The 18,332-nt window shown below is 58.7% G+C and carries 12 protein-coding genes; 3 read left to right on the top strand and 9 right to left on the bottom strand.

Annotation, left to right across the window (positions count from 1 at the left end):
- Window positions 1-340: 340 nt before the first annotated feature.
- Together ABJK56_RS08100 and trpD are read right to left on the bottom strand one after the other, a co-directional pair.
- Window positions 341-1,057, bottom strand: a complete 717-nt coding sequence (locus tag ABJK56_RS08100; protein ID WP_347244159.1) for a YqaA family protein — start codon at window positions 1,055-1,057, stop codon at window positions 341-343.
- A 328-nt stretch (window positions 1,058-1,385) separates the two neighbouring features.
- Window positions 1,386-2,408 (bottom strand): anthranilate phosphoribosyltransferase, encoded by a 1,023-nt coding sequence (gene trpD, locus ABJK56_RS08095; RefSeq protein WP_347244158.1) that lies wholly within the window; start codon window positions 2,406-2,408, stop codon window positions 1,386-1,388.
- Window positions 2,409-2,524: 116 nt separating this feature from the next.
- Between trpD and ABJK56_RS08090 the strand changes: the two genes are divergently transcribed.
- Together ABJK56_RS08090 and ABJK56_RS08085 are read left to right on the top strand one after the other, a co-directional pair.
- Window positions 2,525-3,496: a nucleoside hydrolase gene (locus ABJK56_RS08090; protein WP_347244157.1), complete on the top strand. Its 972-nt coding sequence runs from the start codon at window positions 2,525-2,527 to the stop codon at window positions 3,494-3,496.
- A gap of 54 nt (window positions 3,497-3,550) precedes the next feature.
- Window positions 3,551-4,987: a sugar porter family MFS transporter gene (locus ABJK56_RS08085; RefSeq protein WP_347244156.1), complete on the top strand. Its 1,437-nt coding sequence runs from the start codon at window positions 3,551-3,553 to the stop codon at window positions 4,985-4,987.
- Between the two features lie 88 nt (window positions 4,988-5,075).
- Here ABJK56_RS08085 and ABJK56_RS08080 read toward each other — a convergent pair whose 3' ends face one another.
- The 4 genes from ABJK56_RS08080 to ABJK56_RS08065 form a co-directional block, all read right to left on the bottom strand.
- Window positions 5,076-6,083, bottom strand: coding sequence for a right-handed parallel beta-helix repeat-containing protein (locus ABJK56_RS08080; RefSeq protein ID WP_347244155.1), 1,008 nt, complete (start codon window positions 6,081-6,083; stop codon window positions 5,076-5,078).
- Between the two features lie 211 nt (window positions 6,084-6,294).
- On the bottom strand, window positions 6,295-8,028 hold the full coding sequence (locus ABJK56_RS08075) for a diguanylate cyclase (protein ID WP_347244154.1): 1,734 nt from the start codon (window positions 8,026-8,028) through the stop codon (window positions 6,295-6,297).
- Between the two features lie 208 nt (window positions 8,029-8,236).
- A complete protein-coding gene (smc, locus tag ABJK56_RS08070; protein WP_347244153.1) occupies window positions 8,237-11,887 on the bottom strand; it encodes a chromosome segregation protein SMC in 3,651 nt (1,216 codons plus the stop codon).
- A gap of 460 nt (window positions 11,888-12,347) precedes the next feature.
- On the bottom strand, window positions 12,348-12,728 hold the full coding sequence (locus ABJK56_RS08065) for a desulfoferrodoxin (protein ID WP_347244152.1): 381 nt from the start codon (window positions 12,726-12,728) through the stop codon (window positions 12,348-12,350).
- 331 nt (window positions 12,729-13,059) lie between these two features.
- On the opposite strand from ABJK56_RS08065, the gene ABJK56_RS08060 reads away from it, so the two are divergent.
- Entirely contained in the window at window positions 13,060-14,082 is a 1,023-nt protein-coding gene (locus tag ABJK56_RS08060) for an aldo/keto reductase (RefSeq protein WP_347244151.1), read from the top strand.
- A gap of 16 nt (window positions 14,083-14,098) precedes the next feature.
- Here ABJK56_RS08060 and hypD read toward each other — a convergent pair whose 3' ends face one another.
- Genes hypD through ABJK56_RS08045 form a run of 3 tightly spaced genes read right to left on the bottom strand, consistent with a single transcriptional unit; the run spans window position 14,099 to window position 18,238 of the window.
- The gene (hypD, locus tag ABJK56_RS08055) at window positions 14,099-15,199 is read right to left on the bottom strand and encodes a hydrogenase formation protein HypD (RefSeq protein WP_347244150.1); all 1,101 of its coding nucleotides are present in this window, start codon (window positions 15,197-15,199) and stop codon (window positions 14,099-14,101) included.
- On the bottom strand, window positions 15,199-15,474 hold the full coding sequence (locus ABJK56_RS08050; RefSeq protein WP_347244149.1) for a HypC/HybG/HupF family hydrogenase formation chaperone: 276 nt from the start codon (window positions 15,472-15,474) through the stop codon (window positions 15,199-15,201). The genes hypD and ABJK56_RS08050 overlap by 1 nt, the downstream gene beginning before the upstream one ends.
- A gap of 49 nt (window positions 15,475-15,523) precedes the next feature.
- On the bottom strand, window positions 15,524-18,238 hold the full coding sequence (locus tag ABJK56_RS08045) for a carbamoyltransferase HypF (protein ID WP_347244148.1): 2,715 nt from the start codon (window positions 18,236-18,238) through the stop codon (window positions 15,524-15,526).
- Between the last annotated feature and the right edge of the window lie 94 nt (window positions 18,239-18,332).

The following is an 18,332-nucleotide window of genomic DNA, read 5'->3' as shown; positions in this document are numbered from 1 at the left end:
GGACTATTGCGTAAAGCCAACCTTGCGCGCATTTCGAGATCGCCGGAAAGAAGTTGCACACTCATAGCTGCTTCCGTCCTTGGTGCCAAGAATAACGAACCACTTCTGCCGGCCCGCGCCGGTTAGCTCATGCTGCCGAAACTCGGAGAAGCGTAGTCAAGGGCCGAATCAAAGCGGGTCGCGGCCTCACGGACCAAATGCCTCGATTTAACAATCATGCGGCTTAAACAAGCCACTGACATTTATATCACAGGACATCCGGCAGTCAAGCCCAAGCCGTCAAGGCAGCCAGTTTTTCAGACTTGATCTTCACTTAGTGTCCGGCTTCCTTGGGTTGAGGTTACATCAGCCATTTGATGGCCACAAAACCGAGGATTGCGAGAGCAGCCAGAGCCAGGGCCGCCCAATCGAAGTAGCGCTCAATCAACGACTTAACGCCAGGTCCGAAGAAGTACAGGCACGCGCCCACGAGAAAAAACCTGCCGAATCGGCCGATGATCGAGCCCATCACCAGCACCCCCAAAGAAACATATTCGTGGAACACACCGGCCGCGATGGTGAACACTTTGTAGGGGATCGGAGTGAAACCTGCACAGACGATCGCCCAGAAAGCGTTTTGCTGGTAAAGTTTCCCCACGTAATCGATATTTTCCTGAGAAAAGCCTGGAACATATTGCATAAAAAAGCCGCCCACTGCTGCCCATAAGACCAGGCCAATGGCGTAGCCCAGGATACCCCCCAGAACAGAGCCGACACCGCTCACGAGGGCATAATAAAAGGAACGTTTTGGCTTGGCGACGGAAAGGGCGATTTGCAGCACATCCGGCGGTACGGGAAAAAAGGAGCTTTCCGCTACAGCAAGAAAAAACAATGCCGGCGTGCCGTAGGGTGTATCTGCCCAATGGAGAACCCAATCATAGAGACGTCGAAGGAAATGGGGGCGGCGGGCCGAGGTATATGCCATCGGGCGAGAAGCCCTGTCCTCCTGCAAATGGCCCCCGTTGTCCGTGGCCATCGAAGAGGGCTGCGATTCAGGAAGTATTTTTCTCAGATTCATAGGCTATAGAATCATCTGTTCCAGTTCGGCGGATGTTGGGCCACTGCTCTATTGTAGCCGACGGCCATTGCTTTTCCGCATCACGGCACTTCCCATATCTTGCTGCCGGGTGCGAAGTTCCTGATCCAAACCGGCGGGCCAGCCGGCCTTTCGGGTCCGAAGGAAACGAGTTTGTAGTGGATGATACTCATCCGTTCCTCCCTACACGTGGTGTTGAAAACACCGAAAGAGTCCCGTGCCGCAGGCAGGTGGTGTGTGCAAGTTCCGCGCCGTTAATGAATTTGGTGTTCAAAAGTGGTTTTAGGAAAGGCCGCGATCAAGTCGGGTTTCAGGCTTTAGGTGCCTTCTTGGTTTTTTCAATCCATCGGTTGAGGAGATCTTTGGCGGCCCCGCTCGCGATGGCTTCCCGCGCCAGGCCGATCCCCTCTGCCAGGTGGCGCGCCGCGCCCGCCAGGACGAGAGCCGCGGCGGCATTGGCGAGGACGCAGTCGGTGACCGGGCCGGGGACACCCTCTACGACTTCCCGGATCCGCGCGGCACTTTCCTCCGGTCCGCTGACCCGCAGTGCTTCCACTGGCACTTCGGCAAAGCTGAAATCGGCGGGGCTCCATGAGAATTCCGTGAGCTGTTGCCCCTCGATGAGAGTTCCCACTGTGGGGCCGGATAAGCTCACCTCGTCGAGGTCGCCGTCTCCGTAGACCACGGCGCTGCGGACGGTGCCCAGCAAGCGGAGGGCTTCGGCAAGGAGGGGACGAAGGTAGGCTCGTCCCACGCCCACCAACTGGTACCGTACCTGGGCGGGATTCGTGAGCGGCCCTAGCAGGTTGAAGATGGTGGGATGGCCAAGCTGGCGCCGGACTTCTGCCACATTCTTCATGGCCGGATGCATCAGGGGTGCGAAACAGAAGCAAATCCCCAGTTCGGCCAGACACTCCGTCACCACGGGCAAGGGAGCTTCCACATTGAGACCCAATTCGGCGAGGACATCGGCGGATCCGGTCCGGCTGGTGATCCGGCGGTTCCCGTGTTTGGCGACGGGAACTCCCGCAGCGGCCACCACGATGGCGGCGGCCGTGCTGATGTTGAACGTGCCAGCACCGTCACCGCCAGTGCCCACAATGTCCATCACATTGGGCCGGTCGGTCGGAACCACCAGCATATGTTTGCGCATGGCTTGGGCGGCCCCTGCCAGCTCTTCCGCGGTTACCCCTTTGGTGTGGAGGGCGATGAGCAGGCGGGCGACAAGTTCCTGCGGGGCATTTCCTCCCACAATGAGATCGATAACCTGTTCCGCCTCGCTGATGGTCAGATCCGCACCGCGTTCGACCTTGGCCACAGCGCTTTCCAGCATGGGCGTCTCCTTCAGTCTAATAGTGACACACTCTTGCGAGAGGGGAAAGGGTCCCCTAAAATCGGCCGGTATCCGGCGGGCTGCCGGGATTTTCCGCACAATCCTGAGGAGGTGCAATGTCTCGAAAGATCATCATCGATTTTGATCCCGGTATCGACGATGCGCTTGCGCTTTGTCTCCTGCTATTTGATCCGGAGTGGGAGGTCGTTGCCGTCACAGCCGTCGGGGGAAACGTATCGCCCGCCATTGCCAACCGGAATGTTCAGGCTCTTATAGCTTACCTGGACCCGCCGCGTATTCCAAGGATCGGGGTGGCGACAGCCCCGGATGAGGGGCTTCCCGTTGAGGGCCGTTTTGCAAACGCCGTCGATGACCTCCGCGAGGCGGAACTGCCCGTCGCCGAACTCCGGACTCCGCACCCGTCGGAAAAAGTGCTCGCGGATGAAGTGCGGGCCGCTCCTCATGAGGTGACCGTGCTGGCCCTGGGACCGCTGACTAACCTTGCCCGCGCCATGCAGAAAGACCCCGACTTCCCCACTCTCGTTCACCGAATCATCATTGCCGGGGGGGCCGTCCAGGTGCCGGGGAATATCACGCCTGCTGCTGAATTCAACATTTACTGCGATCCGCGGGCGGCAAAGATCGTGTTTGCATCTCGGGCGCCCAAAACACTCATTCCCCTTGATGTGACCAACCGACTCAGTTTTTCCCTTTCCCTTTTGAACGATCTGCCGTCGGAAGAGACGAAAATCGGTGCGTTTTTGCGTAAAATACTCCCCGCTAAATTTCGGGCCTATCGCCAGCAATTGGGGTTGGAGACAATTCATCTGCACGACACGATCACCTACCTGGCGGCCTGTCGGCCGGACCTGTTGCGGTATGAAATGCTGGCCGGCGACGTGGAATCCACCGGCGAAATCACGCGAGGCGCCACAATTTTTGATCGGCGTCCCGTCCCCGCTTGGCGCGACAATCGGCTGGAAGTGGCGATGGGGATTGATGCCGGGGCGATGCGCCAGGAATTCTTTAAACGATTGCGGCAAGCCGCGGAAGCAGCCGGACCGCTGACTTCGCCAGAAGACGATTGACCACTTCCCTGCGGGTCGCCGAGCAAAGTTGGAGCTTCCTGGGAGGATCGTTCCTTGGTCACCGCGCATGAGTCAGTCACCTCTGTACAAACGCCGCGTTACCGGATGGGGTTCCTCTGGACCGTCTGTCTGGTAGCGGCGATGGGAGGTTTTCTTTTTGGATACGACTGGGTGGTCATCGGCGGGGCCAAGCCGTTCTACGAGCCCTATTTCGACATCCCAAGTGGTACGTTCTGGCAGGGATGGGCCCAGAGCAGTGCCCTCGTAGGATGCCTCATAGGTGCGGCGCTTTCAGGGGCTTTGAGCGACTGGGCTGGCAGACGCCGTCTGCTCATCACAGCAGGGTTCCTTTTCACGCTTTCCGCGATCTGGACGGCGCTGGCCTGGGATTATGCCTCCTTCAACCTGGCGCGCATTACCGGCGGGATCGGGATTGGTTTGGCTTCCAATCTTTCACCCATGTACATTGCCGAGATCGCCCCAGCGGAGCTCCGTGGGGTATTCGTGTCGATCAATCAATTGACGATCGTCATTGGTATTCTAGCGGCCCAGATCACCAATTTACTTATCGCGCAACCGGTCCCGGGAAATATCCCCCAGGAGCAAGTGGTGGAATTCATCCGGCAGTCCTGGAACGGGCAGTGGGGATGGCGCTGGATGTTCGGGGCGGAGACCGTTCCTGCCGCCGCGTTTTTTGTACTGATGTTTTTTATGCCGGAAAGTCCTCGCTGGCTGGTGAAATGGGGGCAGGCTGCTGTGGCAGAGAGAATTCTCGGTCGAGTAGGCGGCGCGGCGTATGCAAGCCGTGCCATCGCGGAGATCCGGGAAACTCTTTCGCAAGAAGAGATTGGACGGGTGCGACCGGCCGATCTCTTGGACCCCCGCCTTCTTCGGATCGTCGCATTGGGAGTGTTCCTGGCTGTGTTTCAGCAATGGTGCGGGATCAACGTCATTTTCAACTATGCCCAGGATGTTTTTCAGGCGGCTGGTTATGCGGTCAGTGACGTCCTGGTCAACATCGTTTTCACCGGTGTTGTGAACCTCATCTTTACCTTCGTCGCCATTTTCACTGTCGATCGCTGGGGACGCCGCATTCTCATGCTCTTCGGGGCAGGTGGGCTGGCACTCATTTTCGCGGCACTGGGGGCCGGTTACTATGTGCACAGCACGGGCACGCACATGCTCATCCTGGTGCTGGCCGCTATTGGATGTTATGCGATGTCGCTGGCTCCGATCACCTGGGTGGTGATCTCGGAGATTTTCCCCAACCGCATCCGGGGTTTGGCGATGTCAATTGCCGTGCTTGCTCTATGGGCGGGGTGCACGGCGCTGACGCTCACGTTTCCGCTTCTCAATCGCACGCTTGGCCCGCACGGCACTTTCTGGCTCTACAGCAGCATTTGCGTGTTCGGTTTTGTCGTGATTGCCTTCGCGCTGCCGGAGACCAAGGGGAAGAGCCTCGAACAGATCGAGCACGAATTACTGGGCTGAGGCGTTCTTCCCGCTCACCGGTGCAGTGCGCGGGAGCCTATTTGCCGGTAATGGGCATCGCCAGTGAGGCTTCCGCGTGGCACGTTGGTCAGGGGTTCGAAGTGTTTGATGAGGATGGCGGCTCGATGACATCAAGGCTGCCCTCCTTTTCCTGGCCATCCACAAACAGGCGTCCCCCTTTATCCACCCAGGCGGGCGCCGTGTTTCCCAGCACCTGACTGTTGAACACATGCAGTTCCGAGTAGGGAAAGGTGAGGATTTGAGCAGCTCCGTTATCACCAAGGAGAGAATCGACGAGGTCTGCACGACAGGCACCGCCGACGGACAATCCGGCCCTGCCGTTGCCCCGCAACACAACCCTTTGCAGGCGAATATCCCGCGCCGTGTTGGCGAGACTGATTCCATCCAGCTGATAGCCCTGGATGGTGAGGTCTCGGATAGTCACCCCATGAACATGATGGAGCGTGATTCCCACGGTAAGCTTCGCATAGCGAAGAGGATAATTCTCCGGCCGGTGGTCAGGTTCCACACAAAAATAGATTTTTCCTTCAAAAAGACACCATTCGAGCGGTTCGAGCTTGGGCGGTACCTCGGCCGATTTGTCCACAAACACCCGCTTCGCCGGTCGGTCGCCGAGAAAAAGCTGCTGATGACTTCGCTGCTCCGGGGTGAAGCGATAGACGGTTCGCCCCCAGCGTTGCCAGGAGTGTCGATCCAGTTCCCAGGCTTCCACAGGAATAGGAGCTGAGCCATCCATGACAGCCCCGTTTCCGTCGAGGATGAGGTCCTGCAGAATTCCCTGGCTGAGACGCTGACCGGCCAGCGTGATCGATTCTCGATACGGTGTTTTAGTGGGGGCCAGCACAATGCGATCGCCCGGCTGCGCCAGCTCAATTGCCCGGGTTATGGACCGCACGGGCCCATCGACGGTGCTTCCCGGGGTAGCGACCCGACCAAAGAACGCATCGTCGCCCACCTCGTTGTTGACAAAAACGTCGCGCCCGGGACAGAGTCCCACATCACCCATCCAGCAGCCGATCAGAGCCGCCATAATCAGGGACCAACGTGATGCAAGCCGATGCCTTCTCAAAGCCATGGTCCAGGTATCCTTTGCGGCATCACTCGTCAGATGTGCAACTCCTGCGAAAGCCTTCTGCCAGTATGCCACAGCGCGGGAGCGCAAAAGTTTCTTAACTGCCCAAGTTTAGCATCGGGGAGCGATGGCTGCCAACAGGAAGGTGGGACACATCGGAGGGACACGCTTGTCGTGCCCCGTGAAACCGCTATGTCGCTGGAAAAAGGCTCTGTTAATCGATCACGGAGCTCGCGCCGCAACCGAATTGTTCGCCAAAGGGGTTTTGGACCGCGGAGGCAAAGGCAAGGATGTCCACGGCGAGTTCCTGGAGGCGGCTGGCGGCCCCCACAAGATAGGCAGGCAGATCCGCCGGTTTTTCAGCGAGCTTTCGTTCCATCTTGTCGCGTTCCCGGGCAATCTGGTTGAGCGCGTCCTGGATGATGTCTTCAGCAGTTTTATCTGTGGCCGGTTGCTGCCCGTTTGCCCGGGCACGTTCCGAGAGCACAAGGTTTCGAAACCAGCGGAGGAGCGAAGCCCGACTCACCGCTCCGACGGGGACTCCCTGATCGGTGATGATCACTCGCCGCATGGCCACGCGGCAAAGAAACTCGTAAATGACACGCACCGGTGTGTCGGCGGGATAGGTGATCACGTGGGGACGCATGAGTTCCGAGATAGGACGGTTCCAGCCTTCCGAAGAAGTGATCGCCTCCATGAGGTCCTTTTCCGAGACAATCCCGACGAGCTGTCCGTTTTCATTGACCACAGGCGCGGAACTGATCCGCGAGCGGAGAAAGTAAGCAGCCACGTGCTCGACAGTCTCATCTCCCTGGAGAGGTGCCACGATGGGCGTCATGACGTGTTCCGCCAAAATCCCTTCGAAGAGATCGTGGCGGCGATGAGGGTCGTCCAGGTTAAATTCCACATTCTGATTGACCGTCTGGTAAGTGACCACTCGGTCACGACCGGTGCGCTTGGCGCACAGCAGGGCCTGATCAGCTTGATCGACGAGCTGTTCGGGCGTGAGGGTGTCCTCGTAAAGGCCGGAAACTCCGATGCTGCAGGTTACCGTCAGCTTTTTGTCCGCAACATCGATTTCGGCTGCTCTTAACGTCGCACGAAAGCGTTCGGCCCAATTGACGGCCTGCTCTTCAGTAGTTTCCGGAAGCAAGACGCAGAACTCTTCACCGCCATATCGAGCTACCACATCGGACTGCCGGCAGGAGCGGAGCAGGGTCTCTGCTGCCACCTTAAGCACCACATCACCCACAGGATGGCCGTAAACATCGTTGATCCGCTTGAAAAAGTCGAGATCCAGCATCACACAACTGAGCGGACGCTTTGTGCGTCGGGCCTGATGAAACTCATAATAGAGAATCTCGTAAAAGCTTCGCTGGGAGAGCAGTCCGGTGAGGGGGTCCGTTCGAGCAAGCTGCTGGAGTTTTCGCTCACCTTCCAGGATGCGGGCGGCTGCGCGAAGTCGGGCAACCAGTTCTGCTTCGCGAATCGGTTTGGAAAGGAAGTCGTCGGCCCCGCTTTCCAACCCTTCTACGACCCATTTCGGCTCGTTCCGGGAAGTCAGAATGAGCAAGTAAACGTAATGTTGAAGGCGCAACTGGCGGATCTCGTGGCAAAGCTGAGGGCCTTCGACGCCCGGCATTTCCCAGTCGGTAATGACAATGTCGGGCGGTTCTTCGCGGACCATCTGCAGGGCCTCGGTGCCGTTGGCCGCCTCCCGGACATTGTAGCCAGCCCGGGTTAACCAGCGTGCGAGAATCTTTCGAATGAGATCGTCGTCATCAGCCACTAAGACGTTTCGAACCTGGATCGGCGTGGTAGCTCCAGATGGTCTGAGAGAGAAAATGTCGTCCGTCTGGCCGGAGAGTCCCTGTTCCAGATCAACGACTGGCCGGGCAGCCGTGGAACCCTCCGGCGCCAAAACGCGGTTGGTTTGTGCCTCGCTCATACGATTCATCACCACAGTCTGTGTCCCCAGCAATGCACATCTTCCCTGTAACCATAGCCCACCCTGTGGGCGGAGAGGCCGTTTTTCATCTAGTGGATCGCCTAAAATAGGGTTCGAGTTTATGAGTGGAGCAGTGTGCAACGGCAAAACCGGGAATGCGAGATTTGCTGATGAGACCGCCCCTTAGCGGGGTCAAAAGGCGTCCATTTCAAGCCGCTTTTTCATGACCACGTGGAGATTCACGCGTCACTGGTGCGGTGCTCAGTATTTCGCCGTTGTCGCTGAGGTCCTCGAATCGAACGGAAACGCGTTTGGAGACCCCTGACTCCTCCATCGTGATTCCGTAAATTGTGTCTGCGCAGGTGACGGTGCGCTTGGAGTGCGTCACGATAACGAATTGTGTGAGTGACAGAAAATCCCGCAACACGCGCGTGAAACGATCGATATTGGCTTCATCCAGGGCCGCGTCCACCTCGTCGAGGACACAAAACGGGCTGGGCCGGCTGCGGAAGATGGCCAGAAGCAATGCGACGCACGTCAGGCTCTTTTCTCCACCACTGAGCAGCGAGATATTGCGAGGTTCCTTTCCAGGCGGTCGGGCGATGATTTCGATCCCACTTTCCAGGATGTCAACGCCTTCCTCGAGTTCAATACTGGCCTGACCTCCGCCGAAGAGTTCTCGAAACAGCATAGCAAAGTGTTCGCTTACCGTCTGCAGAGTGGCGGCAAACAGACGGCGACTGTCGGCGTTGATGCGTTCGATGATCCGCAAAAGCGCCGTTTTCGCGGAGACGAGATCCTGATACTGGCTGGAGAGTGTGTTGTAACGCTCCTCGAGTTCGCGAAGTTCTTCCAGCGCTTCCAGGTTGACGTTGCCCAAATAGTGAATTTTCCGTCGCAGATCGTCGATCGCCGCGGCGATTTCGGCACGGTCACGGGTTTCTTCGGGTGAGACGGGCTGATCAATTTCCGCCAGCGAGATGTTGTAATCTTCCTCAGCCCGCTGGAGGAGGCTCGCCTTTTCATGCCGGATGGAATTGAGTTCGAGATCAATCTTGTGCCGTTGTTCCTCGGTTTCTTTGAGGCAGCGGCGCGTCTCCTGGAGGCGGTGCTGAAGCGACTGCCTTTGCTTGTGGACGGCTTCCCGTTCTGTCCCTGCCCGGCGCAGGGCCAGCGTGAGGCCATCTTTAGCGGAATAGAGCTCGGCCAGCATCATTTCCACAGAGAGGATCTTCCGCTGGGATTGCCGCCAGGCCGTTTCCGTTTCCCCAAAACGCACCTGGAGATCAGCCAGCTCTCTGAGACGTTCTTGTGCTGCCTGTTCCTGCCGTTGCAATTCGTGGCGAAGGGCTTCCAGTCGCTCTTCGCTTTTTGCCAGCTCCACCTTGAGTGCCGTGAGCAGGCCGTGATGTTCCTGGACATCATTTTCCAGACTGGAAATTTCCTCTCCGAGTCGCGATAGATCCTGCTCGATCTGGTGTGCCGAGTGTTCGTACTCACCCCTGGCCTGAAGAGCCGCATCTCGGGATTGACGAAGTCTTTCACAGGCCTGATCTAACTCGGCGAGTTCACCCTCGATGGATTGCCAGCGGTGTGTGCTCTCCTCGATCCGTCGCTGCAATTGCCGCTCATGCTGTTCGATTTCGCGGAGTTTGTCGGCCAGATGGCGTCGCTGCTCAGCCAACTCGTTCAGATGTGTTTCGGCTTCTTCCCAGGTTCGTTGCGTTTCCTGGAGCTGTGCCTCCATCTCCCCGGCGATGTGCTCCCATTCGGCAAGAGACTGGAGTAGGCTCCGGAGTTCGCTGCGTCGCGAAATGAGGCCCGTCACGGCGCTTTTGGGGCCGGCAATGACCAGACCATCCGAAGTGACTACCTCCCCCGCCATGGTGACGAACCGGCTCTGGGGGCAGCGACGTGCCAACTCCAGCGCTGTTTCCAGGGACTCCACGAACCATACATTGCCCAGAAGAAGGCGGCGGAGAGGGAGGATTTCGTCGGGCACCTCCACAAATTCCTCCGCATTACCCAGAACACCGGGAGCGTCCCGCAGTGTGCCCGCGGTGTCCTTGCTGGGAAGCGTCATGGTGGCGCTCGATTCGAGGCGATCCAGGCAAAAAACGCCGACCCGACCAATCAGTCCCGCGTTGCCCTGCTGGAGTTGCTCGAGGAAAGACCGGCTGTCCCGCAGGACGACCCACTGAGGGGCGTCTCCCAGGGCTGCGTCTACAAGGAATGCCACCTGGAGTTCCACCTGAAAAAGGTCGGCCACCAGCCCGCAGAGGGCAGTGGCGGCTCCGTCACCACTTTCACGAAGACGCCGCAAAAAGTCCTTGACGCCGCTGTCGATGCCTTCCAGGCGTTCTTCCCATTCCTGGAGCAGTCGGGCACGCTCTCGCGCCGCCGTGCGCCGTTCCTGAAGCGCGGCCAGTTCAGACTGCACACGGAGATAGTCTTCGCGGCATCGGTCACGGCGTTCGGTAGCCAAGTGAATACCGTGCTGGACGTTCTCCAATTCGCGGAGCACATTCTCGTGATGACGACGCACAGCCTCAAGCTCTTGGCCAAGATCAGTGATGATCTGCTGCAAGCGTTCGCGTTCCTGATGCAACCGCTGAATCGCCGCTGCATGGACCTGCAACTGACCTTCGTGCTGTCGGGCTTCTGCATCCGCTGCAAGGGATTTCTGCAGTAATTCCCAGTGTCGTGTGCGGAGTTCTTCGTACTCCGCTCGCCGACGATCAAGAACCTCAAGTCGCTCCGTAAGGAGGCGTTCCCCCTCCGCGATCTGCCTGAGGAGGTCGCGGTACTGCGACTCTGCTGCCGCCAGGGCCTCCGCCAGAGAGTGCCGCTGTGTCTGAACGTCTTCGGCGCGGAGCGTCAGACCCGCCAGGGATTTTCTGAGTCGTGTCAGTTCCCGTTCCAGTTCCCGGGTTCGGGCATGCTCATGTTCGAGCTCTGCTTCCGCCGTGGCGATTTGTTCGCGGTTGTCGGAAAGGGCCTTCTGCAGATGGGAAAGCTGTTCGTCACACCGATTTTGCAGCTCTTCCGCGGTGGCGAGTTCCTGTTCCAGGTGTTCGCACTGAGTGGAAAGGTCCGCCTGGAGTCCAGCCAAGCGGTTCTCTTCCCCTTCCAGTCGAATAAGTTCCTGGTTGAATTTTTGCCAGTCGAGTCTGGCCAGATGGATCCGCAGAGAGCGAAGTTCCTCAGCGTACTTCTGATAGCGCTGGGCCTTTCCCGCCTGTGACCGGACCACGCGGAGGCGGCTCTCCACTTCCTCCACGATGTCGCGAAGGCGGACGAGATTCTGCTCCAGGCGTTCCAGCCGCCGCTGGGCTTCCAGTTTGCGGCTCTTGAACCGGCTGATCCCGGCAGCCTCTTCGAACACGGCACGGCGCTCTAACGGGGTTGCCTGCAAAAGCTGGTCGATCTTGCCCTGTTCAATGACCGAGTAGGCCTGCGTGGCCAGGCCGGTTCCTGCTAGCAGATCGCGAATATCGCGCAGTCGGCACGGCTGCCGATTGATGAGGTACTCACTTTCCCCGCTCCGATAGAGTCGCCGCGTGATATGGACTTCGGGTGTATCGATGGGCAGAATGCCCCGGGAGTTGTCGAGGGTGATGGTGATCTCCGCAAAATTGAGGGGCCGCCGCGTTGCCGACCCGTTGAAGATGACGTCCGTCATCTCTTTTCCGCGGAGATTTTTGACGCTTTGCTCGCCGAGTACCCACTTAATGGCGTCTACGACGTTGGATTTTCCGGAGCCATTTGGCCCAACAATGGCAGTAATCCCCGGACGGAACTCGAACCGGGTCCGGTCGGCAAAGCTTTTAAAGCCCACTATTTCCAACGCTTTAAGCATATCTCCCAGATTCTCACACCAATCGGGTTCCTCGGGAGAGCACAGGAATTTTCGGGGACCTGCCGTATTGGTCGCGAGCTAGCTCAGGCTATTTTTCCCAGGATACCTGATTCCACCATTCCGGACGAGGTCGTTTTTTGAGCGGGGTGAGGGAAAGTGTTCTCGGTGAGACTTTGCTGCACGGAGCAGGCCCTCTGAGGTGCCAAATTGTACGTTCTGTATCGGAAATGTCGCTCCCCAGCGCGTTCACCTAGCAGAATTCTGCGGAATTACCGTCTTTCCGCTACTGCTTCCGCTTGCCCATGGACGACATCTATCTCTGATTGTGTCAAATCTTTGGGTCGAGGATGCAAACGTGGTTGCCCTTCAGCTCGTACTTGCCTTTACGTTTCTCGCTGTGGCCGCCTTCGCGGGGGTCGTGTGCGTGCGCGGTTAAATGCGCAGTTAAAGCGGCGGCGGTTTACACGTCCGTTTTCCACAGGCCGTGCAGATTGCAGTACGCCCGAATGGTGGCCGGGCCTTTTGTAGCGGGCAGTTTTACCTCGGGCTGTTGGCCGGGCTGAAGTTCCACTCGACATACCGCTTCTTCTGTCACGACCTCGACCCATTCGATGAGATGTTCCGCAGTCATGGGGTGGGGCACGCTGCCGACCTTGACGTGAAAACAGGAACCTTCCCGGGTGGCCACGGGCACATGCTTTTCTTTGGAGGCGTCCACGGAATTTTCCTGCAAGTGCTTCATGGGCATATCGCAACAGGTGAGTTTGCCCTGGCCGGCGTCCACCACTTCCACGATGCGTCCGCATTCTTCGCAGCGGTACAGGTGATGCTTGTCACTCATGGCCAGCCTCCTCCCAACAAAAGACCAAAACCAGCGAGATTTCGGAACGATGCCTCCGAAACCAATTTAACGGATTCACGCCTCACACGGTTGCGGCGGGAAGCTCCCAGACGGCTCTAGATCGCCGCAATCAGGTAATTATTTGCTACTATTTGACTTTATTTTGTTTCTCTTGACAATAATGGCGTGTTGTCGATCCCACACAGCGGTTATCGCAGAAACCACCCCCGCGGCTACCTGTATTCTTCCGATTTGCGTGATCTGAGTGATCCGGGAAGATCCTGGCCAGGTTTTGTGGGTCCCCAATGTGCTGAGAAAAAAGGATCCAGCCATGACAAAGCGCAGTTCCCTTTCCCGTCGGGATTTCGTGAAGCAAGCGGGCGCGGTTGCCGGAGGAGCCGTGTTCGTTCCTGCCGTACTCACCAGGACCCAGTTGAGTGCTGCCCCATCGGCGAGCAGCGAACCGCTCCCCCGCCGCGTTCTGGGACGCACGGGCGAGGAAATCACCATTTTCACGCTAGGCACCGCTCCATGCGGGAATTCGCGATCGATTGAGGAAATCGCTGATGTCGTCAACGCGGCGATTGATGCGGGAATCAACTCGATCGACACAGCCCCGGCCTATGTGCGGGCGGAGGAGGGTGTCGGCTTGGTCATGAAGAATCGGCGGAAAGAAGTGTTCCTGGCGACGAAGGTGCCCGCCGACACGGTGGAACAAGGTGAGCGCTCCCTCAGTCGGTCGCTCCGTCTTCTGCAGACCGATTATGTGGACCTGCTCTATTACCACAGTGTGGGCAATCGGCAGGTGGAAGGCGCTCTCGATCCGGAGGGCGTGTTCACCTGGCTGGTAAAGCAAAAAAAGGCGGGGAAATGCCGTTTTGTGGGGATTTCCGGTCATAATTTGCCCGGCCGGTTTGCTCAATTCCTGAATACCGGCGAGGTGGACGTGCTCTTGGCGGCCGTCAATTACGTCGATCGACACACTTACAACTTCGAGGAGGATGTGCTTCCGATCGCGAGGGAGAAGCAAGTGGGAATCATCGCGATGAAGGTACTGGGTGGGGCTGATCCTTCCAAAGGGAGCTACGGTAACCCGAATTCCGTCGGCCGGCTTGTCTCCGACAAGCCCGAACGTATTGAGGCCGCCATCCGATATGCCCTATCGCTGCCAGGAGTGGCGAGCGTCAATTTGGGGATCAACAGTGTCGAGCAGCTCCACCAGGACCTTGCGTATTTCCGCAATCCGCAACCACTATCCGAGCAGGAGCTGGCCCAACTTCTGGAGGAAGGCCGGGAACTGGCCGCCAAGTGGGGTGCGCATTTCGGCCCGGTGAAGGAAAGGGCGCAAGCATAAAGCGGACGAGTGTCGTTTATCCGGCGGCTGCGCGCGCTCGCCGATAGCGATAATAGGCCGCACACGCGCCTTCCGATGAAACCATGGGGGCCCCCAGCGGGTGTTCCGGCGTGCAGCGGGTGGCGAAAGCGGGACATTCGGGCGGCTTTTTGTGTCCCTGGAGAACCTCCCCGGCGATGCACTCGGGCGATTCTTCCGCCAGAATGTCGGCGGCAGCAAATTTCTTTTCCGCGTCGAACTCCGCAAACTCGGGACGAAGCCCTAGGCCGCTTTGTGGGATGACGCCGATTCCTCGCCAGGCACGATCCACGACCTGGAACACCCGCTCGATCTGTGCTTTGGCGGCGGGATTGCCTTCCGGTCGAACCGAACGACGGTACTGGATGGTGACTTCCGCCTGATTGCGTTCCAACTGTTCCACGCACATCGTCAGGCCCTGAAGGAGGTCCAGCGGTTCGAAGCCTGTCACGACAATGGGGACGTGGTAGCGTCGGGCGATTGGCTCATATTCGGACGTTCCCATCACGGTGCAGACATGTCCGGCCGCCAGAAAACCACGCACCTGGCACTGCGGTGAACTGAGAATGGCCTCGATGGCAGGGGGAACGCGGACATGGGCAACCAGCACAGAGAAGTTTTTCAGACCCCATTGGGCGGCCTGCCAGACCGCCATGGCGTTGGCCGGGGCTGTGGTCTCGAATCCCACCGCGAAGAAGACGACTTCCCGCTGAGGGTTTCGCCGGGCAAGAGTCACGGCATCGAGAGGGGAGTACACCACCCGCACGTCACCGCCCTGTGCTTTCACGCGGAAGAGATCACTCTGCGACCCCGGCACCCGTAACATATCGCCGAAGGAGCAGAAAATGACGCCGGGAAGGGAGGCAATGGCCACGGCACGATCGATGAGCTCAATGGGCGTCACACACACCGGACATCCCGGTCCATGAACCAGTGTGATGTCCCGGGGCAGCAACTCGTCGAGACCAAACCGCAAAAAAGAATGTGTCTGGCCTCCGCAGATTTCCATGATCGTCCAGGGCCGGGTGACGGTTCTGCGGAGCCGTTCCAGCCACGCCTGGACAGCCTGGGCATCGCGAAATTCGGCGAGATATTTCATCACGGCGTCTCCGATTCCTGGGAAGCCGACGGCCAGGGGGATTCCTCTCCGGCGGCCTCAATTTCTCGGAGCAGAGCGAGTTGCTCCATCGCTTCGGCTTCATCCAACCGACTGATGGCGAAGCCCACGTGGACGATCACATACTCGCCCACCTCTGCCTCGGGAACGTACGCCAGGCAGATTTCCTTGGCGATACCGCCGAAATCGACCTGGGCATAGGGAAGCCCCTCTCGTTCATATTTTTGAATTATTTTTCCTGGCACGCCCAAGCACATGGGGGACTCCTCAACGTGAGCTGGCCGAAGCACTTTCCAGCTTCGGCTGTTAATTCTTTTCGTTGAACTGTGTGTTGACGTTTTCAGCAACACCGCCTCGTCCGGGGGTGAGATTCCCTCGCAGAACCTGGCGAGTCAACCAGATTTGGCCGAGGGCCAGGCCGCCATCTCCCGGTGGTACGCGACGGGCAAACCAGGCTGTCATGCCACGGGCACGGCTGGCATCGGCCAACAACCTTCGAAGAAGTTGATTGTGAAAGCAACCGCCGGAGCACATCAACCCCTGGACTTTGAAGTATTCCGCCACTGCCAGAACCGCATGGACCAATTGCCGATGGAAGTCGAAGGCCAGCCGCTCGCGAGGAACACCTTCATGGACACCCGCAACAAGTGATTCGATCATGGGCTGCCAGTCCAGCACGATCGGCATGTTTTCTGTGAGCGTGAAGGGACGAACGCTCAGCATTGACGAGCTGCCAGGCGTCTCACCAACCGCCTGAGGACTCATCCTTGGTTTGTCGGTGCGAATCATCGCTACTGAAGCAAAATAGGCCTTTTCTGCGGCGAATTGCAACGCCATCGCCGCCTGTCCTTCGAAACTGATCCGCGCACCGAGTCCCAGCAGTGCTGCGACGGCGTCGAAAAGTCGTCCCACGCTGGATGTCCACGGGCACTGGAGCCCTCGCACCACGGTGCGAAGGAGGATGCGAGCCTCGGTTTGCGTGAAAAAACTTCTCAATAATCCATCGGGGCCCTCCAGTTCGCGTTCCGCCAAACCACATGCTGTCAGCACCCCCAAAAGCGAACGGCGTGGCTGCCGAACGACAACTTCTCCGCCAGGGAGCGGGAACGGCCGCAAGTGCGCGACCCTCCGAAACGACCGTCCATCGTAGAGGAAAAACTCGCCGCCCCAGACGGTGCCGTCGATTCCGTAGCCTGTCCCATCCCAAATGACGCCCAAAAGCGGTAGAGGAAGCGGTTCAGTCTCGCGGTGCTCGATCCCCACGGAACCGGGCTGCTCCTCCAGGACGCCGTCAAACGCGGGATCGCTTCGAGGAGTCTCCCATTCCGCCAGGCAAGCCGCAAAGTGCACCACATGATGTTGCCAGCGAAACAGTGGGGCTTTTAAACGCTGGGCGAATTCCTCAGCTACCCGCGTGGATGCGTAATCGGGGTGAAGATCGCAAGCCACGACCTCGGGCACTGCCTGAAAGAATCGCAACAGATCTTCCACAGCTCGGCGGTGCGCTTCCCAGGCGAGGACATTATCCAGGTCGCCCACATGGGCGCTCAAAATGGCCTGATCGTCGAGTGCCAGACCGACCACATTCTTGAGATGTCCACCGGTGGCCAGGACGACAGGCCCTTTGGCAGCCAGGCGGATGGGACGGGGGGCAAATCCTCTGGCGCGACGAATCAGGAACACATCGCCAGCTTCTCCTTCTGCCAGGACCGAATCATCCACAGGCCGGACGATCGGCCGATTATGGACGAGGAATACGTCAGCGATCTTCCCCAATCGCTGGAAGGCCTCGTCATTCGCGATGGCCATGGGCTCTTCCGTCAGATTACCACTGGTGCACACAACGGGACGCCCCACGGCCTGCATCAACAGATGATGGAGGGCCGTATACGGGAGCATGACACCGAGATAAGGATTTCCTGGGGCCACGGCGTTGGCGACCGCATAGGCTCCGTTTTCAGTGCGGGAATCCTCGGCCGGGTTCACCGCCGGCTGGTTGCTTTGTTCCTCCGACACGGCCGAGCGGGTATCGCCGGTGTTCTGTTCCCCAGGGTGGCTGTGTGGGGGAAGTCGCCGACGAAGCAGGAGGATAGGAGCGGCAGGGGATCGCAACCACCGCCAAACGGCCTCCGACGGCTCCTCGCATGCTTGCCGGAGCATGTCTTCAGTCATCATCAGGGCGAACGGTTTGTCTGGCCGTCGTTTTCGCTGACGAAGTGTCTGCACCGCGACTTCGCTTCCAGCGTCGCAGATCAACTGGAATCCACCCAACCCTTTCAGGGCCAGGATTCGGCCGTCTCGAATCGCCTGGGCGGCCAGGAGGATGGCGGTTTCCCGTTCGCCGAGCAGTTCTCCCGATTCACTCCGCAGCTCCACATGAGGACCGCACGCGGGACAGGCCACAGGCTGAGCGTGGAAACGACGATCCGCGGGGTTGTGGTATTCTCTTTCGCACTCCCGACACATGGCGAAAATCTTCATCGAGGTGAGCGGCCGATCGTAGGGGACACCCTCGATGATGGACCAGCGGGGCCCACAGTGCGTGCAATTGATGAATGGGTACCGATACCGGCGATCGGTGGGATCGCGGAGTTCGGCCAGACACTCGGCACACGTGGCCAGGTCCGGGGGAATGGTGGGTTGACGGACGCCGCCTTCCCGGCTGGGAAGGATTTGAAAGGCTGGTTCCTGCAAAGCCAGCGGCGGAATCTCCGTTTTTTCAAGAGTTTCATAGACGGCCCCGGGCGGCCGGTGATGCAAAAACTCTTCCCAGAACCGCGCCAGTTGATCGTTGCTCCCCTGTACCTCCAGCGTGACACCGTCCGACGCGTTGAGGACCCATCCGGCCAGTCCGTGCTTTTGCGCGATGCGATAGACAAATGGCCGGAACCCAATCCCCTGAACAACGCCCGTCACATGAATCCGCCACCGAGCGAAGCTTGTCGCGGCAGTCGCTTCGGACGAGGCGCTCCATCGATGCTCGGGGACGGGAAAGGTCATAAGAAAACGAGTGGATTTCAATGATTCATGCTCATCGTGTGAGTCAGGTGTCTAATTTGACCGGCAGTCCTGGGAAAGTGTGCCAATTATTCCTATCCTGAAATGTAATCAAATG

Origin of the sequence: Thermogutta sp., from assembly GCF_039793925.1 — a bacterium.
Classification (GTDB): Bacteria; Planctomycetota; Planctomycetia; order Pirellulales; family Thermoguttaceae; genus Thermogutta.
The sequence above is the reverse complement of the archived record's forward strand: the minus strand, read 5'-3'. Positions and strand labels throughout refer to the sequence as shown.